The 26,707-nt window shown below is 68.1% G+C and carries 28 protein-coding genes and 3 pseudogenes; 15 read left to right on the top strand and 16 right to left on the bottom strand.

Features of this window, described 5'->3' with window-relative positions; genetic code table 11:
* Nucleotides 1-143: 143 nt before the first annotated feature.
* Nucleotides 144-308 carry a hypothetical protein gene (locus tag KVT39_RS30025; protein ID WP_162836114.1) on the bottom strand — a complete coding sequence of 55 codons (165 nt, stop codon included), beginning with the start codon at nucleotides 306-308 and terminating at the stop codon, nucleotides 144-146.
* A gap of 258 nt (nucleotides 309-566) precedes the next feature.
* On the bottom strand, nucleotides 567-986 hold the full coding sequence (locus KVT39_RS30020; RefSeq protein WP_034181692.1) for an HIT family protein: 420 nt from the start codon (nucleotides 984-986) through the stop codon (nucleotides 567-569).
* A gap of 285 nt (nucleotides 987-1,271) precedes the next feature.
* Here KVT39_RS30020 and KVT39_RS30015 point away from each other — a divergent pair, with 285 nt between their 5' ends.
* Both KVT39_RS30015 and KVT39_RS30010 read left to right on the top strand, forming a co-directional pair.
* On the top strand, nucleotides 1,272-2,453 hold the full coding sequence (locus tag KVT39_RS30015) for a hypothetical protein (RefSeq protein ID WP_217590839.1): 1,182 nt from the start codon (nucleotides 1,272-1,274) through the stop codon (nucleotides 2,451-2,453).
* Nucleotides 2,454-2,644: 191 nt separating this feature from the next.
* Complete coding sequence (locus KVT39_RS30010) at nucleotides 2,645-4,045, top strand: serine hydrolase (protein ID WP_217590838.1); 1,401 nt, start codon at nucleotides 2,645-2,647, stop codon at nucleotides 4,043-4,045.
* A 91-nt stretch (nucleotides 4,046-4,136) separates the two neighbouring features.
* On the opposite strand, the gene KVT39_RS30005 is transcribed toward KVT39_RS30010, so the two are convergent.
* The 6 genes from KVT39_RS30005 to KVT39_RS29980 all read right to left on the bottom strand — a co-directional run bounded on the left by KVT39_RS30005 (nucleotide 4,137) and on the right by KVT39_RS29980 (nucleotide 9,703).
* Entirely contained in the window at nucleotides 4,137-4,760 is a 624-nt protein-coding gene (locus KVT39_RS30005) for a glutathione S-transferase family protein (RefSeq protein WP_217590837.1), read from the bottom strand.
* Between the two features lie 72 nt (nucleotides 4,761-4,832).
* Nucleotides 4,833-6,332, bottom strand: coding sequence for a TIGR01777 family oxidoreductase (locus KVT39_RS30000; RefSeq protein WP_217590836.1), 1,500 nt, complete (start codon nucleotides 6,330-6,332; stop codon nucleotides 4,833-4,835).
* A complete protein-coding gene (locus KVT39_RS29995; protein WP_217590835.1) occupies nucleotides 6,329-7,198 on the bottom strand; it encodes a thiol-disulfide oxidoreductase DCC family protein in 870 nt (289 codons plus the stop codon). Before KVT39_RS29995 ends, KVT39_RS30000 begins: the two co-directional genes overlap by 4 nt.
* 96 nt (nucleotides 7,199-7,294) lie before the next feature.
* Complete coding sequence (locus tag KVT39_RS29990) at nucleotides 7,295-7,765, bottom strand: DUF2269 domain-containing protein (protein WP_034181687.1); 471 nt, start codon at nucleotides 7,763-7,765, stop codon at nucleotides 7,295-7,297.
* Nucleotides 7,762-9,081: an SDR family oxidoreductase gene (locus KVT39_RS29985; protein ID WP_217590834.1), complete on the bottom strand. Its 1,320-nt coding sequence runs from the start codon at nucleotides 9,079-9,081 to the stop codon at nucleotides 7,762-7,764. The genes KVT39_RS29990 and KVT39_RS29985 overlap by 4 nt, the downstream gene beginning before the upstream one ends.
* Before the next feature lie 88 nt (nucleotides 9,082-9,169).
* Nucleotides 9,170-9,703 carry a GbsR/MarR family transcriptional regulator gene (locus KVT39_RS29980; protein ID WP_034181686.1) on the bottom strand — a complete coding sequence of 178 codons (534 nt, stop codon included), beginning with the start codon at nucleotides 9,701-9,703 and terminating at the stop codon, nucleotides 9,170-9,172.
* A gap of 160 nt (nucleotides 9,704-9,863) precedes the next feature.
* On the opposite strand from KVT39_RS29980, the gene fabV reads away from it, so the two are divergent.
* Nucleotides 9,864-11,066: an enoyl-ACP reductase FabV gene (fabV, locus tag KVT39_RS29975; protein WP_217590833.1), complete on the top strand. Its 1,203-nt coding sequence runs from the start codon at nucleotides 9,864-9,866 to the stop codon at nucleotides 11,064-11,066.
* A gap of 46 nt (nucleotides 11,067-11,112) precedes the next feature.
* Here the strand turns inward: fabV and KVT39_RS29970 are convergent, their stop codons facing one another.
* On the bottom strand, nucleotides 11,113-11,817 hold the full coding sequence (locus KVT39_RS29970; RefSeq protein WP_217590832.1) for an SDR family oxidoreductase: 705 nt from the start codon (nucleotides 11,815-11,817) through the stop codon (nucleotides 11,113-11,115).
* A gap of 340 nt (nucleotides 11,818-12,157) precedes the next feature.
* Between KVT39_RS29970 and KVT39_RS29965 the strand changes: the two genes are divergently transcribed.
* A complete protein-coding gene (locus KVT39_RS29965; RefSeq protein ID WP_217590831.1) occupies nucleotides 12,158-12,742 on the top strand; it encodes a TetR/AcrR family transcriptional regulator in 585 nt (194 codons plus the stop codon).
* Nucleotides 12,743-12,800: 58 nt separating this feature from the next.
* Here KVT39_RS29965 and KVT39_RS29960 read toward each other — a convergent pair whose 3' ends face one another.
* Both KVT39_RS29960 and KVT39_RS29955 read right to left on the bottom strand, forming a co-directional pair.
* Nucleotides 12,801-13,379 carry a hypothetical protein gene (locus KVT39_RS29960; protein WP_217590830.1) on the bottom strand — a complete coding sequence of 193 codons (579 nt, stop codon included), beginning with the start codon at nucleotides 13,377-13,379 and terminating at the stop codon, nucleotides 12,801-12,803.
* A 244-nt stretch (nucleotides 13,380-13,623) separates the two neighbouring features.
* Nucleotides 13,624-14,154 (bottom strand): GNAT family N-acetyltransferase, encoded by a 531-nt coding sequence (locus KVT39_RS29955; protein ID WP_217590829.1) that lies wholly within the window; start codon nucleotides 14,152-14,154, stop codon nucleotides 13,624-13,626.
* Between the two features lie 193 nt (nucleotides 14,155-14,347).
* On the opposite strand from KVT39_RS29955, the pseudogene KVT39_RS29950 reads away from it, so the two are divergent.
* The 5 genes and pseudogenes from KVT39_RS29950 to KVT39_RS29935 form a co-directional block, all read left to right on the top strand.
* Nucleotides 14,348-14,497, top strand: a pseudogene (locus tag KVT39_RS29950) (ArsR/SmtB family transcription factor); the annotation flags it as partial.
* 153 nt (nucleotides 14,498-14,650) lie between these two features.
* A pseudogene (locus KVT39_RS38695) lies at nucleotides 14,651-14,743 on the top strand (hypothetical protein); the annotation flags it as partial.
* Nucleotides 14,744-14,761: 18 nt separating this feature from the next.
* Nucleotides 14,762-14,980 (top strand): annotated as a pseudogene (locus KVT39_RS38115) (transcriptional regulator); the annotation flags it as partial.
* Complete coding sequence (locus KVT39_RS29940; protein ID WP_217590828.1) at nucleotides 14,952-15,437, top strand: SRPBCC family protein; 486 nt, start codon at nucleotides 14,952-14,954, stop codon at nucleotides 15,435-15,437. The pseudogene KVT39_RS38115 and the gene KVT39_RS29940, both read left to right, overlap by 29 nt.
* Before the next feature lie 143 nt (nucleotides 15,438-15,580).
* Entirely contained in the window at nucleotides 15,581-16,057 is a 477-nt protein-coding gene (locus KVT39_RS29935) for an SRPBCC family protein (protein WP_034181826.1), read from the top strand.
* Between the two features lie 27 nt (nucleotides 16,058-16,084).
* On the opposite strand, the gene KVT39_RS29930 is transcribed toward KVT39_RS29935, so the two are convergent.
* The 4 genes from KVT39_RS29930 to KVT39_RS29915 form a co-directional block, all read right to left on the bottom strand.
* Nucleotides 16,085-17,215 (bottom strand): amidohydrolase, encoded by a 1,131-nt coding sequence (locus KVT39_RS29930; protein WP_217590827.1) that lies wholly within the window; start codon nucleotides 17,213-17,215, stop codon nucleotides 16,085-16,087.
* A gap of 1 nt (nucleotide 17,216) precedes the next feature.
* On the bottom strand, nucleotides 17,217-18,524 hold the full coding sequence (locus KVT39_RS29925; RefSeq protein ID WP_217590826.1) for an MFS transporter: 1,308 nt from the start codon (nucleotides 18,522-18,524) through the stop codon (nucleotides 17,217-17,219).
* A gap of 82 nt (nucleotides 18,525-18,606) precedes the next feature.
* Entirely contained in the window at nucleotides 18,607-19,899 is a 1,293-nt protein-coding gene (locus KVT39_RS29920; RefSeq protein ID WP_131946001.1) for a CaiB/BaiF CoA-transferase family protein, read from the bottom strand.
* Nucleotides 19,896-20,882, bottom strand: a complete 987-nt coding sequence (locus KVT39_RS29915) for a hydroxymethylglutaryl-CoA lyase (protein WP_217590825.1) — start codon at nucleotides 20,880-20,882, stop codon at nucleotides 19,896-19,898. Before KVT39_RS29915 ends, KVT39_RS29920 begins: the two co-directional genes overlap by 4 nt.
* Before the next feature lie 172 nt (nucleotides 20,883-21,054).
* Between KVT39_RS29915 and KVT39_RS29910 the strand changes: the two genes are divergently transcribed.
* The 6 genes from KVT39_RS29910 (at nucleotide 21,055) to KVT39_RS29885 (ending at nucleotide 25,669) form a co-directional block, all read left to right on the top strand.
* Nucleotides 21,055-21,873, top strand: coding sequence for an IclR family transcriptional regulator (locus tag KVT39_RS29910; protein ID WP_131945999.1), 819 nt, complete (start codon nucleotides 21,055-21,057; stop codon nucleotides 21,871-21,873).
* Between the two features lie 143 nt (nucleotides 21,874-22,016).
* The gene (locus tag KVT39_RS29905; RefSeq protein WP_105391099.1) at nucleotides 22,017-22,655 is read left to right on the top strand and encodes a 2-hydroxychromene-2-carboxylate isomerase; all 639 of its coding nucleotides are present in this window, start codon (nucleotides 22,017-22,019) and stop codon (nucleotides 22,653-22,655) included.
* A 151-nt stretch (nucleotides 22,656-22,806) separates the two neighbouring features.
* Nucleotides 22,807-23,580 (top strand): CoA transferase subunit A, encoded by a 774-nt coding sequence (locus KVT39_RS29900; RefSeq protein ID WP_034181672.1) that lies wholly within the window; start codon nucleotides 22,807-22,809, stop codon nucleotides 23,578-23,580.
* A gap of 37 nt (nucleotides 23,581-23,617) precedes the next feature.
* Entirely contained in the window at nucleotides 23,618-24,325 is a 708-nt protein-coding gene (locus KVT39_RS29895; protein ID WP_217590824.1) for a 3-oxoacid CoA-transferase subunit B, read from the top strand.
* On the top strand, nucleotides 24,322-24,960 hold the full coding sequence (locus tag KVT39_RS29890) for a 2-hydroxychromene-2-carboxylate isomerase (protein WP_034181670.1): 639 nt from the start codon (nucleotides 24,322-24,324) through the stop codon (nucleotides 24,958-24,960). The genes KVT39_RS29895 and KVT39_RS29890 overlap by 4 nt, the downstream gene beginning before the upstream one ends.
* Nucleotides 24,953-25,669 (top strand): Crp/Fnr family transcriptional regulator, encoded by a 717-nt coding sequence (locus tag KVT39_RS29885; protein WP_200882407.1) that lies wholly within the window; start codon nucleotides 24,953-24,955, stop codon nucleotides 25,667-25,669. The genes KVT39_RS29890 and KVT39_RS29885 overlap by 8 nt, the downstream gene beginning before the upstream one ends.
* 24 nt (nucleotides 25,670-25,693) lie before the next feature.
* Here the strand turns inward: KVT39_RS29885 and KVT39_RS29880 are convergent, their stop codons facing one another.
* On the bottom strand, nucleotides 25,694-26,677 hold the full coding sequence (locus tag KVT39_RS29880) for a LysR family transcriptional regulator (protein ID WP_217590823.1): 984 nt from the start codon (nucleotides 26,675-26,677) through the stop codon (nucleotides 25,694-25,696).
* Nucleotides 26,678-26,707: the final 30 nt, after the last annotated feature.

Here is a 26,707-nt window from a genome sequence, read left to right as displayed (position 1 = left end):
TCACAGGATGCTCTTTCCTGTGAAGTATAGGAACCGCGCGCACGATGCGCAGCGTGCCGTCGTCATGCGGCGCGCGAATCCGCGCGAATCTTCCGGCGAAGCGCAGCGAACCGGTGCGGGCAAGGCCCGCGCCGGGTACCCGATCAGCGGATGCGGAAGTTGCCGCCGATCCCGACGCTGACGGGCGGCGCGTAATACGCCGGCGCGTAACCGTAGTAGGCAGGCGCGGGCGCGTAACCGTACGGCGGCGCGACGTAGCAGCCGGACAGGCCGCCGATCAGGGCAAGCGTGATGAGAAGTCTGGACATGGCTCGATTCCCGGCGCGAAAGACGAATGACACCTTGCGAAGACCATGCCGCCGCGAGGGGCGGCGGCCGGCACGAAGAGGCGATCCGCTCTTCCTGTCGCTCGATGAAGTAATGCGCGGAGTCTAGCGCCGGGCTTGCCGAGCCGAGTTTCGCCGGCGGTTACACGTGTTACTTCGCGTGACCGCCGAAACAGGCGATGGCGGCGCGGCGGCCGGCCGATTCTCAGCCGCCGTGCCGCGCCGCGTGCCGTCGATCCGTTACACGAAACGCGCGCGAATGCGCTGCGCGATCGATTCGAGCGTCGCCGCGTCGGCGATGTCGCGTGCGTGCATCCGCAACTCGGCGCCTTCCCAGCGCGGGATCACGTGGAAGTGCACGTGCGGGACCGTCTGGCCCGCCGCCGCGCCGTTGAACTGGCCGATGAACACGCCGTCCGGCTCGAGCGCCGCGCGCACGGCTGCCGCGACGCGCTGCGTCATGCGGATGCCGGCCGCGGCCGCGTCGCCGGACAGCTCGAAGATCTGCGCGGCCGGCTCCTTCGGGATCACGAGCACGTGGCCGTCGGCCTGCGGCATCAGATCCATGATCGCGAGGGTCGCGTCGTCTTCCGCGACCTTCACGCACGGCAGTTCGCCGCGCAGGATCCTGGCGAACGGGTTGTTGTTGTCGTAGGACATGGCGTTTTCCGATAACGGTTGAAGTGGGTGAGCGTTCGATGCCGGACGATTATCGGCCTTCGGCGCGCAGGATTTCAACTTGTCAGGCCGTGTCGCCATTGCAGCGAACAATCGATGCCGGCGCGCATGCAACGTGCACAGCCGGATGGAATAAGCAGCCGTCGCCATCCGTTTATTTCGAGCGCGGGTTCGCGCGGCAAGATCGCGAACCCGTGCCGGACACCCGTCGGCTGCGCTGGCCGGCAGCCGGGATGACTGCTCGCGTTCATCAACCGGAGTCATGCCATGGATCCTCTCCCCACCTGTCGTTCCCCCGCCCCGCCCTTCTTCGCCGCGCACCCGCCGGCGTTCGCGCGCGCGTCGCACGTGATCGCGCGCACGTTATGCCGTGCGGCTTGCGCCGCCGGGCTGGCCGCCTTGTCGTCGACGTTCGCGTGGGCCGGCGGCAACGACATCATCCTGCCGCCTTCGTCGGTCACTGCATCGACCGTGCCCGCCAACGGCGATCTCAATCCGTACGGCATCGCGTTCGTGCCACGCGGCGTGCCGACCTGGAGCACGCTGAAACCGGGTGACGTCGTCGTGTCGAACTTCAACGCGGCGTCGAACCTGCAAGGCACCGGCACGACGATCGTGAAGCTGTCGCCCGGCAATACGCCGGCGACGTTCTTCCAGGGCCGCAATCTCGGCCTGACGACTGCGCTCGCGGTGCTGCGCAGCGGCTTCGTGCTGGTCGGCAACGTGCCGACACCGGACGGCAAGACCGTGGCCGCGCCGGGCTCGCTGCTCGTCATCAATCCGGCGGGCAATCTCGTCACGCAACTGGTCAGCGCCACGCTGCTCGACGGGCCGTGGGACATGACCGTGATCGATCGCGGCCAGCGCTTGACCGCGTTCGTGTCGAACGTACTGAACGGCACGGTCGCGCGGATCGAACTGGCGATCGGCAACGACGGCGTCACGATGCTGCCGGGTTCGCGCATCATCGCGTCGGGCTACGTGAACCGGACCGATCCGAATGCACTCGTCGTCGGCCCGACCGGCCTTGCGTACGACCCGAACATCGACGTCCTGTATGTCGCGTCCACCGGCGACAACGCGGTGTTCGCGATCCAGAACGCCGCGTCGACGAATCGCAACGGCGGCGTTGGACGAATGATCTACTTCGACACGAAGCACCTGCACGGCCCGCTCGCGCTGGCGCTCGCGCCGAACGGCCATCTCGTGACCGCGAACGGCGACGCAGTCAATCCGGACCCGCTGCAACCGAGCGAGATCGTCGAATTCACGGTGGACGGGCGCTTCGTCGCGCAGATGCAGGTCGATATCGTGCCGGGCGCGGCATTCGGCCTTGCATTCGGGCGAGGCAGCAAAGGCCAGCCGCAATTCGCGGCCGTCGACGACAACACGAATACCGCGACGGTCTGGACACTGCGTTTGGACAACGACAACAACAACGCGCAATGACGCACCACGTGGACGGGCCGCATGCGGCCCGTCCATATGCGCGATCGACACATACGATTCACACACGCCGGGCAACCTCCGCCCGACCGACGCCACCCGGCGTCGCAAGCACCCGCGATTGCCACCGCTTGCCCGAACCTGCGACACTGCCGGTTCATCGCCCGCCTGCAGACAACCGAGGACGCTCGCGCATGACGACACCCATCAAGACGTTGATCCGACGGGGCGCGGCCCTCGTGCTGCTGGCCGCAGTCGGCTATGCCGGATACATGCTGTCGCGGCTCGCGCCGATCGCCACCGGCTATGCGGCGAAGGCGCTGTGTTCCGGCGTGTTCGTGTCGGGCCGCCCGGCCGCGTCCGTGATCGACGTCGACATCATGGCCGGCGTGCATCCGCTGCTGAAACTGGTGCGTCCGTCGCTCGATCCCGACCATCATCGTGCGGTGGCGACCTTCGCCGGCTTCGCCGGGCGCGAAGCCGACTTCCGGCCCGGGCTCGGCTGCACGCTCGCGCTCGGGCCGTCGTCTGCCACATTGCCCGCCGCGTTGCCCGTTCTCCCCGACCCGCCGCCCGCGCAGCCTGCACCCGCCGCGCCGCCCGCCGGCATCGACGCGCACAAGCTGCAGACCGCGCTCGACCGCGCATTCGACGAACCCGATCCGGCACGGCCGCGGCGCACGCGCGCGGTCGTCGTGATGTGGCGCGGCCAGGTGATCGCCGAACGTTATGCGCCCGGCTTCACGGCCGACACGCCGCTGCCCGGCTGGTCGATGACGAAGACCGTGACGGCCGCGCTGGTCGGCATGCTCGTCGCGCAGCACAAGCTGTCGCCCGACGCGTCGGCGCTGCTGCCCGAATGGCGCGCCAGCGGCGACCCGCGCGCGGCCATCACGCTCGACGAACTGCTGCGGATGACGAGCGGCCTGCAATTCAACGAGGACTACGACGACCCGCTGTCCGATGTCGCCGTGATGCTGTTCACGCAGCCCGATACCGCACGGTTCGCGTCGGCGAAACCGCTCGCCGCGACACCCGGCACGCAGTGGTACTACTCGAGCGGCACGAGCGCGATCATCGCCCGCGTGATGCGCGAAGCGATGGGCGGCAGCGACGATGACTACCTCGCGTTTCCGCGCCGCGCGCTGTTCGCGCCGCTCGGGATGCGCAGCGCGGTGTTCGAGCCCGATGCGTCCGGCACGCTCGGCAGCTCGTCGTACATGTATGCGAGCGCGCGCGACTGGGCGCGCTTCGGGCAACTTCTGCTGCAGGACGGCGAGTGGAACGGGCAGCGGCTGCTGCCGGCGGGCTGGGTGCGCTACCTGACGCGCGCGACGCCGCAGTCGCCGCGCCGGGAATTCGGCGCGCATCTGTGGGTCAAGGTGCCGGAGCCGTTCAACGATCTCGATCCGCATGCGAACGCGATGCCGGCCGACGCGTTTCATGCGGTCGGCCATGAAGGCCAGTTCGTCAGCGTGGTGCCGAGCCGTCAGCTGGTGGTCGTGCGGCTCGGGCTGTCGCGGCCGGAATCCGCGTGGAACCACGACGCGTTTCTCGCGCGCGTGCTCGACGCGGTGCCGGCGCCCGGCGCGTGACGCCAGGCCTGCGAGCCCGCTGGCCCATGCACGCCGGCGATGACGCGGCGGCGATTGCAACGCCGCCGCGCCGCGCGCTACCTGCGATGCGTCACGGATTCGCGCTGCCGGCGTAGGTCTTGAAGCCTTCGCGCGTCGCGAGACGCTCGATATAGCGCGACACCGCCGGGAAATCCGGATGCTCGAACGGCGTGCCGAACCAGCGGTTCACCGACAGGCCGATCGGAATGTCCGCGAGCGTGAAGGTGCGGCCGGCCACGAACGCGCCGGTCGATTCGAGCTGCGCGTTCAGCACGCGCATGTGCTTCGTCCAGCCCGCGATCGACTGCGCGATGGCGTCCGGGTCCTGATGATCGGGCGATTTCCGCACGAGGCCGAGGAACGCGCCCACCCACGAACGGTTCAGGTCCGCGCCCTGCCAGTCGATCCATTGATCGACCCGCGCGCGCGCCTGCGGCTCGGCCGGATAGAGCGCGTCGCCGCCATAGCGGTTCGCGAGGTAGCGGATGATCGTGTTCGATTCCCAGAGCACGAAATCGTCGTCCTTGATGACGGGCACGAGCGCATTCGGATTCAGCGCGAGATAGTCCGGATCGTTGGTCGTGCGAAAGCCCGCACCCCAGTCTTCCTGTTCGAACGGCAGGTTCAGCTCGGTGCACAGCCACAGCACCTTGCGGACGTTGATGGACGGGATCTTGCCGAGGATGTGCAGCATGCAGTCTCCTTGTGAGGTCAGATGCGGAGCGTTCGGGACGCACGACACGTCCCGAACGCGGTCACGTCGAATTTATACACGACGTTGCGGAAAACAACAGGCCGGGCCCGCGAAATCGGCGTGCGGCCGGTTCGTCAGGTTGCGCAGCGCGTGCTCGACCGTCGGGAACCGGAACATGAAGCCGTCCTGATGCAGTCGCGCCGGCATCACCCGCTGCCCGTCCAGCAGCAGCTCGGCCATCTCGCCCATCGCGCAGCGCAGCGGCGCGGCCGGCACGTGCAGCCATGCGGGGCGGCGCAGCACCTTCGTCACGACCTGCACGAACTCGCGCTGGGTCAATGCCCCGGGCGCCACCGCGTTGTAGACGCCGTGCATGCCCGCGTTCGACATCGCGCGCGCGACGATCCGCAGTACGTCGTCCCGGTGAATCCAGCTCATGACCTGCGCGCCGTCGCCGAAGCGCCCGCCCATCCCGAAGTAATGCGGCAGCAGCATCGGGCGCAACGCGCCGCCGGGGCCGAACACGACGCCCAGCCGCAGCACCACCGCGCGCACCCCATGGTGCTCGAGCGGCTGCGCGGACAGCTCCCACTGCCGGCACAGCTCGGACATGAAGCCGGTGCCGGCGCTGCTGCGCTCGTCGAGCCGCTCGTCGGCCGGCCGCACGCCGTAGTAGCCGATCGCGGATGCCTGGATCCATGTGCGCGGCTTGACCTCGGCGGTCTCGACCCAGCGCATCAGCGACTGCGTGACGCCGACGCGGCTGGCGAGCAGCAGCGCCTGCCGACGCTTGCTCCAGCGTGCGCCCAACACCGGCGCCCCCGCGAGATTGACGACCGTGTCGAAGCGCTCGTGCGGCTGCAACTGTTCGACGGACGTCACGCTGCGCACGCGGCCCTGGAACTGGTAGGCCGCGCGCAGCGGATCGCGCGCCAGCAACGTGACCGTATGCCCCGCATCGAGCAGTTGGTTCACGAGGGTTTCGCCGATAAAGCCGGTCCCGCCGGTGACGAGCACGTTGCCGGGCGGCTGTCCCGCGAACGGATTGGCGACCGGAGCGTGTCGCGCGATCCGGCACGCGGCAATCCCGTCACGGATACCCGATACCGTCACGCCGACGGCGAACAGGCTGAGCAGCCAGCCGCGCCAGCCGAGATCGAGCGCGTGCAGCGCGGTCGCTTCGTGCGCCCAGACGGCCAGTTGCATCGCGAGCATCCCGAACAGCGCGCCGCCGTTGACGGCCAGCAGCGTGTGCAGCACGCGCTCGGTCGCCGGCAGCTTGCGACTTTGGTCCTCGACGACGAAATCCCACAACGTCAGCACCACTTCGACGAGCACCACCGCCGCGATCGCCGCGACCCAGGCGCCGTGAAACGCGACGTTCGCGATCGATGCGAACACGAGGCCGTAGAGCACGGAACGCACCGCATGAATCGCCAGCTCGAGCCGCGCGCGCGGGCTGTGCGGCAGGTCCTGCGTGAGTTCGTGGTGATAAAGCGTATCGAATGCGCCCATCGCGCCCTGCACGATCAGCAGGTTGAGCGCCCAGTCGAAGGCAGGCAAGGTGTTCATGCGGTATCCCTCGTCAACAGCCAGACAAGCGGCGGAATCATCGCGACGAGTGCGGCCGCGTCGATCGCCACGTGACCCCATACACGGGCCTGCAATGAAAACAGCATGTCCTGCGGCGCCCAGATCAACACGCCGGCCAGCAGCCATCCCCACGTTTCCCGCCTGCGCAACCGGTTGCCGAGGTGGACGAGCGCGAGCATCCAGACCGACGCGCACTGCACCGTCGCGCCGATCAGCGACATCCACCATATCTGCTGCGCACGCGCCGGTTCCGGTGCCGCACCGGCCCAGAAATGCAGCTCGATGCCGCGGTGATACGCATCGACGAACGGTGCACCGGCAAGCCATGGAACGGCCATGCCGACGAGCAGGTGGACGATCGCCGCGGCATACATCCAGCGCACGACGATGCGGCGCGCGTTGTCGGACGCAGGGCGATCTGCCGTCGTGTTTTCAGCGGCCTTGCCGATGCGACACGCCGGCCCTTCGCAGTGCGCTTCGGCGTGATAGCCGAGCCAACTGGAGACGGCGTGCCGGTTGCGTGCGATGCGGCGATACAGCGGCGCGAACGCGTCGCGCATGGCCGGCACGCGAAGCGGCCAGACGAGCCAGCGGCGCCCGACCAGCGTATAGGCGGCCAGGATGCTGTCCATGCCGGTCAGCATGCGTCCGTCGGGCAGGCGCGCATGCAGCTCGCGATTCAGCGCGGGCAGGTCGACGCCCAGCGGCGCCGGATCGAAACCCGGCTCGGCGATATCGACGAACGCCAGCCGGTGTCGCGTATTCCTGGCCGCGAGACGCCGAATTTCCGCGACGCATAACGGACACCGTCCGTCGAAGTACAGCACCAGTTCACTTGAGTCCATGATTTGCACTCCTTCTTGTTATCGCAAGCATCATGAATCGATCGATTGACTGCTTTCAGGTGCGCCGCACCGCCGCTCCGCGCGGCGGCGACGGCCCTACATCGGCTTGAGCACCATCAGGAAGTAGACGGACAACATCGCGAAGAACGCCGGATAGCCGAGCAGCTCCCAGCGCTTCGCATAGCGCCAGTAGCGCTCCGGCAACGCGGCGTCGCCGTTCACGTAAGCGAGCTTCGCCATCGCGGCGAGTTCGACTTGCAGCCACACGACCGGCAGCCAGCACGCGCCGGCGATCGCATACAGCACGATCGACGCGACGAGCCACGGCGTATGCCATGGCCAGCCGGCCGTATGCGCGAGCCACAGCCCGGACGCCGGCTGGAAGATCACGGCCGGTGTCGTGAACCACCAGTCCGCGCGCACCACGAGCCGCGACACGGCCGCGATCGCGGGCACCGAGCGCGTGCGGTTCGCGAAGAACAGATAAAACGCGGTGCCGAACCCCGTGCCGACCAGCAGCACCGAGGACAGGATATGCAGCGCCTTGACGACGAGATAGGTATTCATGCGTGTTCTTCTTCTGAAAACAGGATCAACAGGATCGCGAGAATCGGCACGTTCTTGAGCACGGGGCCGAACGGTTCGGCCAGCAGGCCCGGCATCGTGACCGCGATGACGGCCGAATACGCGACGATCAGCACGGCTTGTGCAACCCACAGGCGGCGCGACGGCGCGGCGACGGTCGCGATGCCGAACGCGAAATCCAGCGCGCTTGCCGCATAGAGCGCGACCAGCGCAGGCAGCCCCGTCAGGTGCGCATGCGCAAGCAACGCGAGGCTCGCGTGCAGCGGATGAATGAACGCGCTTGCGATGGCCGTCCAGATCCACACGATCGCGAGTGCACCCAGCAGCAACGGGCGCCGCCACATCGCGAGCGCGTCGTTCCGCAGCGCGGCCGCGTCCGCGCCGATGAAACCGCCGATTCCGCGCGGCGGCCGGCCGAGCACGGCAGTCGCGGCCGCCGGATCGCCGGTGTTTCCGCCGCGCAGCATCGTCCACGTGTCGCGCGTCAACATCGCGCCCGGCAGCATGCCGAGCAGCGCGGCCGCCGCGCCGACCAGCGGGCCCGGCAGCGTCACGCCGGCGGCCGGCGGAAACCCCAGCGCGGCGCGGTAGCGGGCCAGCATCTCGCGGTATTCGACTTCGTCGTTGCCGACCACGTCGATCACCTGGTTGCCGGCCGCCGGCGAATCAAACGACTGCGCGACGAGCCGCGCGACGAGTTCGGCGAGATCGTCGACATGCACGGGGCGCAGCCGCTGATGGCCGCCCGCCGGCAATACATGCACGGGCAGGCTCGTGAGCATCCGGAAAAACCGCGCCGACGTACCGGCCGCGCCGTAGACCAGCGCGGGACGCACGATCCGGGAGTCGATCGGCAGCGTCTGCAGGAAGCGGTCGGCTGCGTGCTTGCTCGCGAAGTACCGCGTATCGCCGCGCTCGACACCGAGCGCCGAGATCTGGATCACGCGCCGCACGCGCGCACGGCAGCACGCGGTGAAAAGTGCGCACGGCGCGGCGCAATGCACGGCGTCGAGCGTCGCGCCGCGTCGATCGGCGAGGATGCCGACCGCATTGATCACCACGTCGACGCCCTCCAGCCGCGCCAGCCACGCGTCGGGATCGACGTCCTTCGCGAAGTCGATCCCGACGTCGCGCGGGCCGGCCGCATCGCGCACGCCGCGCAGCACGCGATGGCCGCCGGCTTCGAGCTGCGCGCACAGTGCCCGCCCGATGAAGCCGTTCGCGCCGCAAACGAGGACGGTCATGCTGCGTTCCCCGGTGCGGTCGCTCTGGCAGGTAGACGGCAAGACTGCGTTCATTTTCATCCTCTCTTTACAGTTATTTCTGTATAGACAGAAATAACAACCCCGAAAAAAGCGGGCTGCCTGCCCGCACTTCCGCTACCGCTTACTTCGGCGACTTGCGCCTGACCGTCTGGCTGATCTTCGCGCCGATGCCGAGCGCCTTCATCAGCGTATCGGGCTTGAGCCGCAGCATCTCGTCCGACCAGGTCGTCAGCGTCTCGACGAACTGCAGCGTGTCGCGGATGCGCTGTTCGGTCTCGCGGCTCTCGTTGGCGATCTCCGGGCTCGTCAGGCAATCGCGCAGCACCGTGAGCGTCGGCTCGATCTCGCGCTGCCGCCGCCCTTCGACGATCAGCTTGAACAGTTCCCAGATGTCGGTCGACGTCTCGAAATGGTCGCGGCGGTCGCCCAGCACGTGCACGACCTTCGCGAGCCGCCACGCCTGAAGCTCCTTCAGGCTCGTGCTGACGTTGGAGCGCGCGACGTTGAGCGTCTCGGCGATCTCGTCGGCCGCGACCGGCCGGCCGGCCAGGTAGAGCAGCGCGTGAATCTGCGAGACGGTTCGGTTGACGCCCCACCGCGAGCCCATTTCGCCCCAGTGGAGAATGAATCGTTCGGCAATCGGTGTGAGTTCCATGTCGGGAAATTTATTCATTTCAGTTATTTCTGTCAAGAGAGAAATAACCGGATGATCCGGCACCTTCCGGCCGCGTGCGCCCGCGATCGGCCGCTTCCTTTACAATGCGCGGGATTTTTCCGATTTCAGGCCGTTTCCGCCTTTCTGACAAGAGGTTCCAATGATCATCAAACCGCGCGTGCGTGGCTTCATCTGCGTGACGACTCATCCCGTCGGCTGCGAAGCCAACGTCAAGGAACAGATCGACTACGTGACTTCGCACGGCCCGATCGCCAACGGCCCGAAGAAGGTGCTCGTGATCGGCGCGTCGACCGGCTACGGCCTCGCCGCCCGGATCTCGGCCGCATTCGGCTCGGGCGCGGACACGCTCGGCGTGTTCTTCGAGCGTGCCGGCAGCGAATCGAAGCCCGGCACGGCCGGCTGGTACAACAGCGCCGCGTTCGAGAAATTCGCCGCCGAAAAGGGGCTCTATGCGCGCAGCATCAACGGCGACGCATTCTCGGACAAGGTCAAGCAGGTCACGATCGACACCATCAAGCAGGATCTCGGCAAGGTCGATCTCGTCGTCTACAGCCTCGCGGCGCCGCGCCGCACGCACCCGAAGACGGGCGAAACGATCAGCTCGACGCTCAAGCCGATCGGCAAGTCGGTGTCGTTCCGCGGGATCAACACCGACAAGGAAGTGATCCAGGAGACCGTGCTCGAGGCCGCCACGCAGGAAGAGATCGACGGCACCGTCGCCGTGATGGGCGGCGAGGACTGGCAGATGTGGATCGACGCGCTGGATGAAGCCGGCGTGCTGGCCGACGGCGCGAAGACGACCGCGTTCACGTATCTCGGCGAGCAGATCACGCACGACATCTACTGGAACGGCTCGATCGGCGAAGCGAAGAAGGATCTCGACAAGAAGGTGCTGTCGATCCGCGACAAGCTGGCCGCGCACGGCGGCGATGCACGCGTGTCGGTGCTGAAGGCCGTCGTCACGCAGGCCAGCTCGGCGATCCCGATGATGCCGCTGTACCTGTCGCTGCTGTTCAAGGTGATGAAGGAAACCGGCACGCACGAAGGCTGCATCGAGCAGGTGTACGGGCTCCTCAAGGACAGCCTGTACGGCACGACGCCGCATATCGACGAAGAAGGCCGCCTGCGCGCGGACTACAAGGAACTCGATCCGCAGGTGCAGGCGAAGGTCGTCGCGCTGTGGGACCGGGTGACGAACGAGAACCTGTACGAGCTGACCGACTTCGCCGGCTACAAGACCGACTTCCTGCGGCTGTTCGGCTTCGAGATCGCCGGCGTCGACTACGACGCGGACGTGAACCCGGACGTGAAGATCCCGGGCATCATCGACACGACGGTCTGACGGCCGGACCCGCCGCGCGGGCGGCGGGTCGAACTTCCCGGCGGCATCAACGCGGCGCCGGTTCTTCCAGATAGACGCCCGACGACAGCGTGGCCTTCACCTGCCGCGTGAACTCGTCGGTCGACACTTCCTCCGCACCCGCTTCGATCGCGTCGTAGGCCTGGCGCACGACGTCGTCCGGCGTGGCCTTCGGCACGTCGAGGCCGCGCGTCAGGTCGGTGTCGATGAAGCCGGCATGCAGCCCGACGACCTGCGTGTGCTGTTCGCGCAGCGAATGGCGCAGCCCGTTGGTCAGCGCCCACGCGGCCGATTTCGACACGCCGTAGCCCGACAGGATCGGCCGGTTCACCCAACTCGCGACCGACAGGATGTTCAGGATCGCGCCGCCGCCATGGCTGGCGAGGGTTTCAGCAAACGCCCGCGACATCGCCAGCATCCCGAACACGTTGGTTTCGAAGTGATCGCGCAGCGCGTCGGGCGCGCCGTCGTCCGTCAGGCTGCCGAGCCGCGCAATGCCTGCGTTGTTGATCAGCAGCGTGACGTCGCGCGCCGCGTCGGCCGCCGCGGCGACGGCCGCCGGATCGGTCACGTCGAGCTTCACGGGCACGACGCCCGGCAGCGTCACGGTGGCCGGATCACGCGCCGCCGCATAGACCTTCCGCGCGCCTCTCGCGAGCGCCTGCTTCGCAAACTCGAGCCCGAGCCCGCGGTTTGCACCTGTCACGAAAACGACTGCACCTTCGATCTTCATGATCGTTCCTTTCACATGATGAATCGCCTGCGCGCCGGCTCGTCGCGCGCGTGAGATCCGGTGGAAAACGAGGCTGCCATTGCGTACCGAATCGCTGCGCCGCCGGAGGCAGACGGCGAGCCGTCCGCTGCCCGTCACCCTGCGGCGCCAAAGACCTCGACCAACTTCCATCCGTGTTCCGGCCGTGGCTTCGCACTGCCCGCCAAGTCGGCTACACTCGATATCAATGTCGATCACCATTGTCTTTGCGGTGCATTGTGTTCGTGCCGCCCGGGCATGTCAATTGTGATCGCCATTGTGTTTTTCAATCGACGCGATCAGCAGAATCGGGGAGGGATCGATGGGCGTGTCAAGACAGCAGGCTGCCGAGAACCGGAGCGCGATCGTCGCGGCCGCCGAGCGGCTGTTCCGCGTACGCGGCGTCGACGCCGTGGGGCTGACGGAGCTGATGAAGGAAGCCGGCTTCACGCAGGGCGGCTTCTACAACCACTTCAAGTCGAAGGATGCGCTGGTCGCCGAGGTGATGGAAAAGGCGATGCAGGACCGCGCGGATTCGCCGAACGCCGGCAGTCTCGCCGCGCAGGTGGCGTCGTATCTGTCGGCGGCGCATCGCGACAATGTCGAGGCCGGGTGCCCGCTGTCCGGCTTCGCGGGCGACGCGCCGCGACTGACCGAGGCGGCGCGCGCGTGCTACGCGCACGGCCTCGCCGTGTATCTCGACCGGCTGGAACGGATGGTGGCGACCGAAGGCGCAACGCCGGAGCAGACGCGTCGCGACGCGCTCGCGGTCTTCAGCCAGATGGTCGGGGCGCTCGTGCTGTCGCGTGCGATCGCCGGCACCGATCCCGTGCTGGCCGACGAGATTCTCGACGCGGGACGGGATACGCTCATCGACGGACGCGGCGGTCGGGTTGCGCCGGTGTAACGAAGCGCGCTTCGTGCGTTCGTGCGTTCGTGCGTTCCTGCGTTCGTGCGTTCCTGCGCTATTCGACCGCCCGCGCGGCATCCCACAGCGGCTGCCCGCCCAGCGCCGCATGCCACACGTCAAAACGCGTGCGCCACGATTCGAACGGCTCCGTCAGTGGATGGCGCGGATCTTCGCTGAGCGAATACGCCATCCCTTCGATCAGCCAGCGCGGCTTGGTCGCGACGGCCAGGTTGCCGAGCACTTCGGCCTGGCGGTGATGGATCAGCTCGTGCGCGAGAAAGTAGGTCTGCCAGCCGCGCGGCGCCACGGCCACGCCGAAATTGCCGAGCGTCAGCGCCGCGCGCTGGCCGAGGCCGAATGCGTCGGCGCACGCGCGCGTCGAACAGAACACGACGCGCGGCGCGGCGCGGAACCCGCCGACGGCCGCCGCCGCGCGCGCATAGCCGTCGCGATAGAGCTGCTGTGCGTCGCCGAGCTTCGCTGCATCGTCCGTGCAGATGTCGGCGCGTGGGCAGGACACGCCGGGGATCAGCGCGGGCGCGACGATGCGCAACGGCTTGACGAGCGCGTACGCGGCAATCGGCAGTGCGACGAGCAGGCCCGTGAGGGCGAAAGCGACATGCGAGCGTTTCATCGAGGCGGCGGTTCCGTGGCGTTTTGTTGGAGTTCTACCTGCGTGAATATATCGGACCGGCATGGTTGCCGACCCTGTTTTTCTTTCTGACCGGCTTCAGGCACCGCCCTGCTCTCGACTCTCGACTCTCGACTCTCGACTCTCGACTCTCGACTCTCGACTCTCAGCTCTCAGCTCTCAGCTCTCAGCTCTCAGCTCTCAGCGATGCATGGCGGATGCCGATGAGCGGCGCCAACGCGCACCGCTACGCGAGCTGCTTGTGGAAAAACGTCGTCGCACAGAGCGCGCCGTCGGGCATCAGCGCGTAGTTCGGCACGACGCCGACGCGCTGCCAGCCGGCCCGCTCGTACAGCCGCTCGGCGTCGCCGCCCGTCACGGTGTCGAGCACGAGCACGGTCTTGCCGGCGTCGCGCGCAGCAGCGTCGGCCGCCGCCATCAGCCGCGCGGCGACACCCTGCCGGCGCGCGTGCCGCGACACGAGCATCTTCGCGATGTCCGCGCGATGCGGCTGGTTCTCGGGCTGCGCGGTCACGACCTGCACGGTGCCGACGATCCTGCCGGCAGCGTCCTCGGCGACGAGCAGGATGCGTTCACCGTTCTCCACGCCGTCGGCCACGCGCGTCCAGAATGCGACGGCGGTCGGCCGCTCGATCGGCAACATGAAGCTGACGGACGCGCCGCCCTCGACGCAATCGATCAGCACGTCGGCCAGCGCATCGACGCAGGCCCTCGCATCGCTCGCGCCGACGCGGCGGACGGTAACAGGTTCGGTCATGCCATCTCCGGTGGTCAGGCGTGCCGCACCGCGTGAGCGCGGCGTATGCCGGGATCAAAAGGAACACCGGCCGATCGTCGCGGCTCACGCGACGGCGGCAGGCTTTCGGCAACGCGGCGCCCGGTCGGCGCATGTTACCGCCCCATCATCGTACGCGACGAAAATTCCCGCTGCATCGCCTTTGCTTCGCCGCATGGCAAACTTTCAACCCGGTATCGACGACGTATTCCAAGCACTGGCCGATCCGACACGCTGCGCGATAGTCAGCGCACTCGGCGGCGGCGGGCGCACCATCTCTGAACTGGCAGCGCCGTTCGACACCGCGCTGCCGTCGTTCGTCAGGATTTGCTCCGGTAAACCCGGCCATTGATGGTGGGAAAGAAAGGAGTGCTGTTGACAGGCCGCTTCTTCCACGGGTTAGCATCACCGGTATGATTCTTGTCTACCGCTACCGGGTGAAGTCACTCAACGGACTGCTTAACAAACAGAGCCGAACTGTGGTGTCGAGCATGATCGCGATATCAACGCTGCATTGAACATTCTCCGATGCGGACGTGCATCGCCAGGTGTGGGAATCCTCCGCCTTTAGACGGAGGAGGACGTCAAGAAGCATGTCGCCGTGCTCGAGCGCAGCGGCCTCGTCCAGACCCGGAAAACCGGCCGCTCGCGCACCTGCGCGCTGGTCGCCAGCCGGCTGACCGAGGCCGAGGAATGGCTCGCCGCGCAGCGTGCGCTGTGGGAAGCGCGATCCGATCGTCTCGTCGAATTCGTCGAACGCCGTCACCAGGAGGAGCAAGATGTCAGCAAGCCACGTCGAACCCGCTGAAGCCCACGATCTCGTCATCACGCGCACGCTGCACGCGCCGCGCCACGCGCTGTGGCATGCGTGGACCGACCCCGAACTGTTGAAGGAATGGTGGTGCCCGAAACCGTGGACCACCGAGGTGCGCGCGTTCGACCTGCGGCCGGGCGGCGCCTTCCATACGTTTATGCGCGGCCCCGATGGCGGCACGAGCGACAATCCCGGCTGCTTCCTCGAAATCGTGCCAGAAGCGCGCATCGCGTTCACGTCGATGCTCGCGGGCGGCTGGCGGCCTCAGGTGCCGTGGCTGGGCTTCACGGCAATCATTACGATGGCCGACGACGCTGCGGGCAGCCGCTACGAGGCGCGCGTGATGCACCCCGATGCCGCGACGCGCGAGCGCCACGAAGCGCTCGGCTTCTTCGAGGGCTGGAACGCCTGCATCACGCAACTCGACGCATTCGCGGCCACGCTGCGCTGAACGGCTGAACGGCTGAACGGCTGAATGCGGGCGAGTGCGCGGTCATTGCAAGCCGCCCCGCTCGCGCCTACGATTCCTGAAGGAAGCACGACGACACGCCGGCATCCGGCGTGCACCGTCGCGCGCGCTCCGCGGGAGGCGACATGTTGCATACGCACACGCATTCGACCCGGGTCAGCCGGCACCTGAACGCACCGCGCGGACGCGTCTACCGCGCGCTGCTCGATCCGCACGCGGTCGAGCAATGGAAGGTGCCCGACGGCATGACGTGCCGCGTGCATGCGTACGACGCGCGCGAAGGCGGCGCGCTGCGCGTGTCGCTGAGCTACGACGCGCCGTCGGCCGACACCGGCAAGACCACCGCGCGCACCGATACCTACCACGGCCGCTTCGTCACGCTCGTGCCGGACCAGCAGATCGTCGAGATCGACGTGTTCGAGACCGACGATCCGATGCTGCGCGGCGCAATGACGATCACGATCACGCTGTCCGACGAAGCGGACGGCACGCGCGTGGACGCCGTGCACGACGGGATACCGCCCGGCGTGCCGGTCGCCGACAACGAGACCGGCTGGCGCATGGCGCTGGCGAAGCTCGCGGCGCTGGTCGAGGCAGGGTGAGCACGCGCGGGCATGCCGTGACGCGTGTCAGCCGAGCCGGTAAGCGCGCGTGACCGTGCCGCGGAACAGCGCATCGCGCTCGTCCGGGCTCGCATGCGCGGTCAGCCGCTTGAACGCGTTCCAGCCGTTCACGTACGAATACGAACCCTTGTCGACCGGGAAATTGCTCTCGAACATGCAGCGCTCCGCGCCGAATGCTTCGATACAGGTCAGCATCCACGGCTTCCACGCGTCGGCGAGCTGCGCGGAAGACGGCGGCCGCGCGCCCTTCTCGAAATCGAACCCGTTGATGCGCATCCCGAGCCCGCCGACTTTCACGTACACGTTCGGCAGCTGCGCGAGTTCGCGCATCGACACCCGCCAGCGCTCGAACACCTCCGGCCGCTTGTCCGCATAGCTCGCGATCCTTACGACGCCGCCGCAGTGATTGACGACGATCCGCGTATCGGGGTTCGCCTTCGCAAGATCGAACAGCTCGGGCAGTTGCGGAAAGAACAGCCACGCATCATACGATAGCCCGAGCGGCGCGAGCTGCGCGACGCCGGCCCGGTACGCGGAATCGAGCAGCAGCCCGCGCGGCACCGCCGACAGCGGATTCGCGAGCGTCGGATCGGCATCCCACGTGGTCAGGTGCCGAACCCCGCGAAACCGCCCGCGCCCCGCTTCGAGATGCGCTTCCAGCACGTCGCGCACGCGTTCGCCGAGCCGCAGGTCCGCGTGGCCGACGATGCCTTTCGCGACGGCCGGACGGCCGTGCTGCAGCGGCTCGGTCACGCCGGCGACATAGGCCGTCTCGCCTACCGGCTTCAGTTCGGTGGGGCCGGAATCGCGATAGCGCGTCTGCGCCTGCATGTAGACGGACGCCTGGATGTTGTGGCCCGAGCGCGCGTCCTGCAGATAATCGTCGAGCATGTAGATCCAGCCCGGCCGTTCATAGAAATGATGATGCGCGTCGACGATCGGCAGGTCGGGCTCGAGCGCGGGTTCGAGCGCCGACGCGAGCCAGTCGGGGCGGACCGCGAGATAGTTGCCTTGCGTCGTCATGCGGGAAGCTCCATCTTGGGCCGGTGCGTGCGTATCGGCGAACGCGGGCAGCGCGAGCGACGCGGCGGCCGCGCCGAGCAGCCGGCGTCGCTTGATCGAAATCGTCGTGTCCATGTCATTCGCCCCGGTCGAACGCGTACAGCGACAACGTGAGCAGCGTCGTGATCGCGAGGACGATCGCGAGGCCGAGCATGCCGGCCGTGAAGGTGCCGAAGCTGTCCTTCAGGTAGCCGACGAGATAAGGACCCGCGAAGCCGCCGAGCGCGCCGATCGAGTTGATCAGCGCGAGCCCGCCGGCCGCGGCCTGGCCGGACAGGAAGCGCGAAGGCAGCGTGTAGAAGATCGTGCGGCCGGCAATCGTGCCGATCAGCGCGAGCGTGATGCCGACGAGCGCGGGACCGAGCGTCAGGAAATGCGTCGACACGCCGAGCGCCACCGCGCCGATGAACAGCCCGATTGCGAGGTTCGCGACAGGGCCGCCGCGACGATCCACACGCTTCGCCCACCACAGCAGCGCGACCGTCGCGAAGAAGTACGGCACCGCGGACAACCAGCCGGTCTGCATCGTCGACATGCCGTGCGCCTTCAGCATCTGCGGCAGCCAGATGCCGATCCCGTACGAACCCATCGTGAAGCCGAACGAGATCAGCGCGAGCACGTACACGCGCACGTCGCGCAGCGCGACGCCGAATTGCTTCTTCCGTCCGGCGGCCGCGCCTTCGCGCTCGAACGCGCGCTGCAGCGCGGTACGCTCGTCGTCCGACAGCCACGCGGCATCCGCCGGCGAATCGGACAGCAGCTTCAGCACGATAAAACCGAGCGCGCACGCAGGCAGCCCTTCGACGATGAACATCCACTTCCAGCCGGCAAGCCCGAGCGCGCCGTCGAGCTGCAGCAGCCACGTCGACAACGGGCCGCCGATCAGCGACGACAGCGGCGTCGACACGGTGAACCATGCGAGCACACGCGTGCGGTAGCTCGCCGGAAACCACACGGCGAGGAAGAAGATCACGCCCGGAAAGAATCCGGCCTCGCCGATGCCCAGCAGCAGCCGGATCGCGTAGAAGCTCGTCGGCCCGGTCGCGAGCGCGGTCGCGGCCGCCATCAGCCCCCACGTGATCATGATGCGGGCGAGCCAGCGGCGCGCGCCGAAACGGTACAGCGCGAGATTGCTCGGCACCTCGAACACGCAGTAGCCCGCGAACATGATCCCCGCGCCCCAGCCGAACTGCGTCGCGGTCAGCCCGAGATCGCGGTTCATCGTGAGCGCCGCGAACCCGACGCTCGTGCGATCGAGGTAGTTGAAGAAGTAAGCCAGCGCGAGCAGCGGGATGAAACGCCATGCGGCCTTGCGCACGGCCCGTTGCTCGACCGATGCATCGGTCTCGCGATCGGCGGCCAGCGCCGGGGAAGCGGATGTCATGGTTGTCTCCGTGGATGCGGCAATCCGCGCCCGCGCGTTGCGCGGCCGGGTGCCTTTGTTCGTTCGATGAATCGCGGCCGCGCTATGCGCTCGCCACTTCGTTCGGCGAAGGCGCGCCGCCCGGCCCGTCGCCGTGCGCTGCACCGTCCGCGCCGTACTGTCCTGCGACGACGCCCGCTTCGATCAGCGCACGCGCGTCGTCCGGCGCATAGCCGAGCTCGCCGAGCAACGCGTGCGTGTCCTGGCCGAGTGCGGGCGGCGCCGAGCGCAGCCGCAGCCGCTCGCCCGCGAGCGTCAGCGGCAGCAGCGCGGTGCGTGTGTCGACCGGCCGGCCTGCGCAGCTCGCGTCGGCCGGCAGCGTCACCGCTTCGAGGCCGCCGGTCGCCAGCAGATGCGGATCGTCGAACAGGTCCTGCGGCTTCGTGATCGGCGCGTACGGCAGGCCGATCGATTCGAAGATCGCGCCGATCTCCGCGGCCGAATGCGGCGCGAGCCGCGAGCGCAGTTCGGGCAGCAGCCACTCGCGCGCCTGCACGCGCAGGTTGTTGGTCGCGAGGCGCGGATCGTCCTTCAGCGCCGCAAAGCCGAACGCATCGCAGAACAGCGCCCACTGCGTATCCGACACGACCGCGAGAAAGATCTGCTCGCCGTCCTTCACGGGGAACACGTCGTAGACGGCCCACGCGGAAATCCGGCTCGGCATCGGCGACGCGGCCTGCCCCGTCACCGCGAACTGCATCATGTGCTGCGCGACGAGGAACACGTTGTTCTCGAACAGCGAACTCTGCACCTGCTGGCCGCGGCCGGTGCGCTCGCGCTGCGCGAGCGCGGCCATCGCGCCGATCGCGCCGAACATGCCGCCCATGATGTCGTTCACGCTCGAGCCCGCGCGCAGCGGCCGGCCCTCGGGGCCCGTCATGTAGGCCAGGCCGCCCATCATCTGCACGACTTCGTCGAGCGCGGTGCGATGCTCGTACGGCCCCGGCAGGAAGCCCTTGTGCGACACGTACACGATGCGCGGATTCAGCGAGGACAGCGCGGGATAACCGAGGCCGAGCCGATCCATCGTGCCGCTCTTGAAGTTCTCGCTGAAGACGTCCGCCGTTCCGACGAGCCGCAGCACGATTTCCAGCCCGCGCGGATCCTTCACGTCGACCGCGAGGCTCTTCTTGTTACGGTTGAACATCCCGAAGAAGCCCGCGCCGGAGCCGCGCAGCGCACGCGTGCTGTCGCCCGCGATCGGTTCGATCTTGATGACTTCCGCGCCGAGATCCGCGAGCAGCATGCCGCAGGTCGGGCCCATCACCATGTGCGTCATCTCGATCACGCGCACGCCTTGGTACGGCAGTGCCGCAGCAGGTAGCCGGCCGTTCATTGCGCGACTCCCGTCAGGCATCCTTCCGGTTGAGCGGCCGTCGGAGCGCGGCCGTCCGCATAGCGGAAGCCCTTCGGCAATCCGGCGTCCGGCACGTGGCCGTACAGCGCCTCGGACGGCAGCGCGTCGTGCAGGATCGCGCGCGCGGCGAGCAGCGCGTCGACGTCGACGCCCGTGTCGACTCCCATCGATTCGAGCAGGAACACGAGATCCTCGGTGACGATGTTGCCGGTCGCGCCCGGCGCATACGGGCAGCCGCCGAGGCCGCCCTGGCTCGCGTCGATCGTCGTCACGCCCGCATCGAGCGCCGCGACGACGTTCGCAAGCCCCTGCCCGCGCGTGTTGTGGAAATGCGCGCCGCCCGCCTTGTCGCCGACTTCGCGCCGCAGGCGCGCAAACAGCCGGCGCACCTGCGCCGGGTTCGCATAACCGCTCGTATCGGACAACCCGATTTCGTCGACGCCGCACTCGGCCATCGCGACGGCCATCGCGATCGTCTCGTCGTCGCTGACGGCGCCCGCGATCGTGCAGCCGAACGCGACCGACACGCCCGCCTCGATCTGCACCGACGGAAACCGCGCATCGCGCAGCGCGACGATCGCGCGCACCTCGTCGATCATCTGCGCGGGCGTCTTGCGGATGTTCGCCAGCGAATGCGCTTCCGTCACCGATACCGGCAGCGTCAGCTTGTGTGCGCCCGCGTCGAATGCGCCCTCGGCGCCGCGCAGGTTCGGCGCAAGTGCGGCGACGTGCAGCCCGGGAATCGCCAGAGCATGCGCGACGACTTCGCGCACATCGGCCATCTGCGGCAACAGCCTGGCCGGCACGAACGACCCCACCTCGATCTCGCGCAGGCCGGCCGCGGCCAGCGCGGTGATCCAGCGCAGCTTGCCGGCCGTCGGCATCACGGTCCTGATGCTCTGCAGGCCATCGCGCGGCCCGACCTCGCTGACCAGCACCTTCGGATATTCGGAAACGCTCATTCGATACCTCATCGTTCTATCTGAAAGAACATCGTTCTGTTTGATAGAACTTTAGGCGCGTGCCGAATGGGCTGTAAGCGGGGTATACCCGCAAAATTGCGATTTTCTGGAACTTGAGTTCTACCAGACAGAACGATATAGTCGACCGACCATCATCCGAAGGAAGCAGGCAGTGCCTACGACTCAAGCAGATCACGCCGGCGACGGGCCCGATTCGTCGGCCGAGGAAGCCTCCAGCGGCGTCGCCGTGCTCGACCGTGCGTTCGCGATCCTCCGTGCATTCGGACCGACCGACGACCGGCTGTCGCTCGCCGAACTGTCGCGCCGCACCGGGTTGTACAAGAGCACGATCCTGCGTCTGCTCGCCGCGCTCGAACATGGCGGCTTCATGCGCAAGCTCGACGACGGCCAGTACGCGGTCGGGCACGAGCCGCTGCGGCTCGCCGCGCTGTACCAGCGCTCGTTCCGGGTCGGCCCGGTGGTCGAGCCGCTGCTCGAGACGCTGAGCCGCGAACTCGGGGAAACCGCGTCGTTCTATGTGCGCCAGGGCGACATGCGCTCGGTGCTCTACCGCGTCGAGCCCGCACGCGCAGTGCGCGTGTCGATTCGCGTCGGCGAGGAGTTTCCGGTTGGCCAGGGCGCGTCCGGGAAGGTGCTGCTGGCGTTCACCGACACGCAGGACGCACGCTGGAACGACGTGCGCGAACGACTGTGGGCCGCGTCGTACGGCGAGCGCGACCCCGAGACGGCGTCGGCGTCCGCGCCCGTGTTCGATGCTGCCGGCGCATGCGTCGGCGCGCTGACCGTGTCGGGCCCGAAATCGCGGCTCGCCGCCGCGCCGACGATGGCGGCGGCACTCGCGATGCTGCTGCCGCTCGCGCAGAAGGCGACCGTCGCACTCGGCGGCGCAGGCGCACGCTACGACGCGGCCGCCGTGCGCGACAGTCTCGCGCGGCTCGCGTCGGCAGCGGACGACGCCGCGGGGGCCTAGTCGGCCGCGCGCGCGTCCGGAAGCGCGACAGCGCAAACGGCGGCCGCGTGCGACACTGGCCGCCGATGCACGCATCGCACGCCGCCCGTGTGCGCACCATGCTTGCAACCGTCAACCGGCCATGCACAAGAGGGGCATCCGCCATGAACGCCGCGCGCACCGCCACCTGGTATTTCGATTTCGTCTCGCCGTTCGCCTACCTGCAGCAGGAACAATTCGACCGGTTGCCGCCCGCCGCGGCGTTCGAGCCGCGGCCGATCGTGCTCGGCGCGCTGCTCGCGCACTGGGGCCAGAAAGCGCCGGCGGAGATTGCGGCGAAACGCGTCTTCACCTATCGCCACGCGCAATATCGCGCGGACAAGCTCGGCATCCCGTTCCGGATGCCGCCGGCCCACCCGTTCAACCCGATCAAGCCGCTGCGCCTCGCGATCGCGATGGGCAGTTCGCTCGATGCGATCCGGCGGATCTTCCGGCATATCTGGCGCGACGGTCATGACGTGTCGACGCCGGAAGGCTTCGCCGCTCTGTGCGAAGCCGTCGGTTTTCCCGAGGGCGTAACGGCCGTCGAAGCACAGCCGGTGAAGGACGCGCTGCGCGCGAACACCGATCGTGCGATCGCGCTCGGCGTATTCGGCGTGCCGACTTTCGAACTCGACGGCGACCTGTTCTGGGGCGAGGATGCGACCGACATGTTCGCCGACTGCGCTACGTCCCGCGCGTGGCTCGACTCGCCCGAGGTGCGCCGCATCAGCGCGCTGCCCGAAGGAATCCGGCGCGGCTGAGCCTGCGGACCGCGGGCCGGATGCGCTTCGTGACGTCCGCCCGATTCCGCCGCGCGCCGGCCGATCCGCCGCCGCAATTGTCATCCACAAGACAACGTCCGCCCACCGCGCCGCCTACACTCGCGGCATCACAACCCGGGAGGAGACGCCGATGCGCTACGCGAACAAGGTGATACCGGTCGACGACGCGCTGTCGCACGTGCACTCCGGCAGCCGCCTGATGCTCGGCGAATTCGTCGGCGCAGGCGAAGCCGCCGTCTGCATCGAAGCATTGCTGCGTCGCGACGTGAACGGATTGACGCTGATCGCCAACACGCCCGGCCTGCGCGGCGGCTTCCTCAAGGCGCGGCTGTTCGCGTCCGGCCAGCTCGCCGAATTCATCGGCACGCACGTCGGCACGACCGACGAGTCGACGCACGCGTACCTGACCGACGCGGTGCGCGTGACGGAGTTCTTCCCGATGGGCACCTGGGCCGAGAAGGTGCGCGCCGGCGCTATGGGCCTGGGCGGCGTGCTCGTGCCGGTCGGCGTCGGCATCCTCGACCAGTCGGGCATGTTCCCCGCCCTCGATGCGCCCAAGCGGAAGATCGAGATCGACGGCCGCACGTGCTTCGTCGAGCCGCCGCTCACCGCGGACGTGTCGATCATCAAGGGCTGGCGCGCCGACACGTTCGGCAACGTCGAGTTTCGCGGCACGTCGCTGCAGAACCAGCGCGACATCGCGATGGCGGGCCGCTATACGATCGTCGAAGTCAACGAGATCGTCGAGGTCGGCGCGATTCCGCCCGAGCGGGTCGGTTGTCCCGGCGTGTTCGTCGATGCGGTCGTGCACGGGCTGACGCTCGACGAACAGCACGCGCTGTACCGCCGGCAATGGACGAAGCTCGGCCGGCTGCCGACCGCCGACGACGCAGCGCACGCCTGATCGACGCGCCCCCGCACACGCCTTGAAGGAGACCGCCATGCCCGCCCCCGCGCTGCCCACGCATCCGAAACAACGCATCGCTGCCCGCTGCGCGCAGGAGTTGCGCGCGGGCGAAGTCGTCAACCTGGGGCTCGGCATCCCCACGCTGACCGCGAACTATCTCGACGCCGACGCCGGCGTGATCTTCCATACCGAGAACGGCGCGTTCGGCTTCGGCGGCCGGCCGTCGCTCGACGCACTCGACAGCGACGTCACCAACGCCGGCTGCGAACCGATCACGTTGCCGCCCGGCGCGGCGCTGATGGATCTCGCGACGTCGCTCGGCGCGATGCGCAACGGCTACATCGACGTCACGATCCTCGGCGCGCTGCAGGTCGACACGCAGGGCAACCTCGCGAACTGGGCGTGCCGGCGCGACGGCAAATGGTGGCCCGGGATCGGCGGCGCGATGGACCTGTGCCACGGCACGCGCAAGGTAATCGCCGCGCTCCAGCACACCGACAAGCACGGCCGCCCGAAGATCCTGCCGCGCTGCACGCTGCCGCTCACCGGCAGCGGCTGCGTGAAGGTGATCGTCACCGAACATGCTGTGTTCGACGTGACGGACGACGGCCTGGTGCTGCGCGAAATCCTGTCGCATGCCACACTGGATGAAATCCGCGCCATGACCGGCGCGCCGTTCACGCTGGCGCCGACGCGGCACGTGCAGGCCGCGCCGGCAACCCCGGAAGGACTCGCGCGATGAGCCCCAAGCAAACCGCCACGTGGTATTTCGATTTCGGTTCGCCGTTCGCGTATCTGCAGCTCGAGCAGTTCGACCGGCTGCCGCGGACGCTGAGCGTCGAGCCGCGCCCCGTCGTGCTCGGCGCGTTGCTGAAGCACTGCGGGCAAAAGGGCCCCACCGAGATCGCCGCCAAGCGCGGGTTCATCTATCGCTACGCGCATTACCGCGCCGGGCAGCTCGGCATCGCATACCGGATGCCGCCCGCGCATCCGTTCAATCCGATCAAGCCGCTGCGGCTCGCAATCGCGATGGGCGGTTCGCTCGATGCGATCCGGCGCATCTTCCGCCATATCTGGCGCGACGGGCATGACGTCGCGTCGCCGGAGGGCTTCGCCGCGCTGTGCGACGCCGTCGGCTTCCCCGAAGGCGTGACCGCCGTCGATGCGCAGGAAGTGAAGAACGCACTGCGCGCGTATACCGACGACGCGATTGCGCGCGGCGTGTTCGGCGTGCCGACGTTCGGACTCGACGGCAACCTTTTCTGGGGCGAGGACGCGACCGCGATGTTCGTCGATTGCGTCGCGTCGCGCGCGTGGCTCGATTCGCCCGAAGTACGCCGCATCAGCGCGCTGCCCGAAGGCATCCGGCGTGACTGAGCCGTCCGTCCCCGGCACCGGCACCGCGCGCCCCGGCATCGGCCGCGCGCGGCTCGCGCATATCGCCGCGTGGTCGATCGAGCTGCCCGACGACGAGGCGGAGCGCGCCTGCGCGGGCATCGTCGAGAAGACGTTCGCGCGCGGCGCGTGCATCTGCCCGAAAAACACCGTGCTCGAAAGCTGGACCGGCGTCGTGACCGGCCTGATCAAGATCGGCACGGTGTCGCCGGAAGGGCGCAGCGTCACGTTCACCGGCGTGCCGGCCGGCGGCTGGTTCGGCGAGGGCACCGTGCTGAAGAACGAGCCTCGCCGCTACGACATCGTCGCGCTGCGCGACACGCGCATGGCCTTCATGGAACGGCCGACCTTCATGTGGCTCGTCGAGCACAGCGTCGCGTTCAACCGCTTCCTGGTCCGTCAGCTCAACGAACGGCTGTCGCATTTCATGGCGCTGCTCGAATACGACCGGCTGCTCGATGCGACGCCTCGGCTCGCGCGCTGCCTCGCGTCGCTGTTCAATCCGGTGCTGTATCCGGGCGGCGGCGATCACCTCGATATCACGCAGGAAGAACTCGGCCTGCTGTCCGGCATCACGCGACAGGTCGCGAACCAGTCACTGAAGACGCTGCAGAAGGAAGGGCTCGTGCGGCTCGAATACGGCGGGATCACCGTCGTCGATCTCGCGCGCTTGCGTTGCTACGGCGCGTGATACATGCCGGGCGCGCCGAGCGCGTCATGCGTCGTGCCCTTCGACCAGCCCCGGCACGGCCTCGCGCATCATCGCGACGAACCGCACGAGCCGCGACGGATAGAACTGCGCGTGCGGATAGGTCAGGTAGACCGGCAACGGCGCGGCCTGCCACTCGGGGGCGAGGTGCACGAGTTCGCCGCGCGCAAGGTGGTCGGCCAGCATCCATGAAGAACCGACGCACGCGCCGACGCCCAGCAGCGCCGCACTGCGCAGCGCATACAGGTTCGCGGTCGTGATGCGCGGGCGGATCGCGATGCGCCGCGTCTCACCGGTGACGGCGTGCGTCAGCGCCAGCTCGGTGCGGTAATACGTGCGCAACGCGAGCCACGGCAACGCGGCCAGCGCGTCGGGGTCGGCCGGCAGGTCGGCGCCGTTCAGTACCGACGGCGCGGCGACCACGAAACGCGGCACCTTCGTCAGCCGGATCGCGACGACGGACGGATCGGTCGGCTCGCCGACCTGGATCGCGCAATCGATGCCGCTGCCGACGAAATCCCGCACCTCGTCCTGCAGCAGCCACTCGACCGACACGCGCGGATAGTCGTGCAGGAACTGCGCGAGCGGCCCGATGAAACGCTCCTGCCCGAATGCGTGCGGCACCGCGACCCGCAGCAGCCCGTCGGGCTCCTCCTGCGCGCCGCGCAGATCGGCCTCGAACGCCGCCCAGTTTGCCAGCAGCTCCTTCGCGCGCTTGAAACAGCGCTCGCCGTCGACGGTCAGCCGCATCGTGTGCGTCGTCCGTTGCAGCAGCCGCACGCCGAGCGAGCGTTCGAGCGCCTGCAGCCGCCGGCTGATCGTCGGCTGCGTCGTATGCAGTTGCGCGGCAGCGGCCGACAGGCTGCCGGCCTCGACTATGCGCACGAAGGTTTCCATCAGCTCGAAACGATAACCGGCGCCGTCCACCGGCACCGTCTGAATGCGTGGAGAGCCGCCAGCAGCGGGAGAAGTGGGAGATCTTTCGTTCATTCGTGGAGCGTATAACAAATCTTCGCGAGG

Origin of the sequence: Burkholderia sp. GbtcB21, assembly GCF_019091065.1 — a bacterium.
GTDB lineage: Bacteria > Pseudomonadota > Gammaproteobacteria > Burkholderiales > Burkholderiaceae > Burkholderia > Burkholderia pyrrocinia_C.
This window is presented reverse-complemented; position numbering and strand designations above follow the sequence as displayed.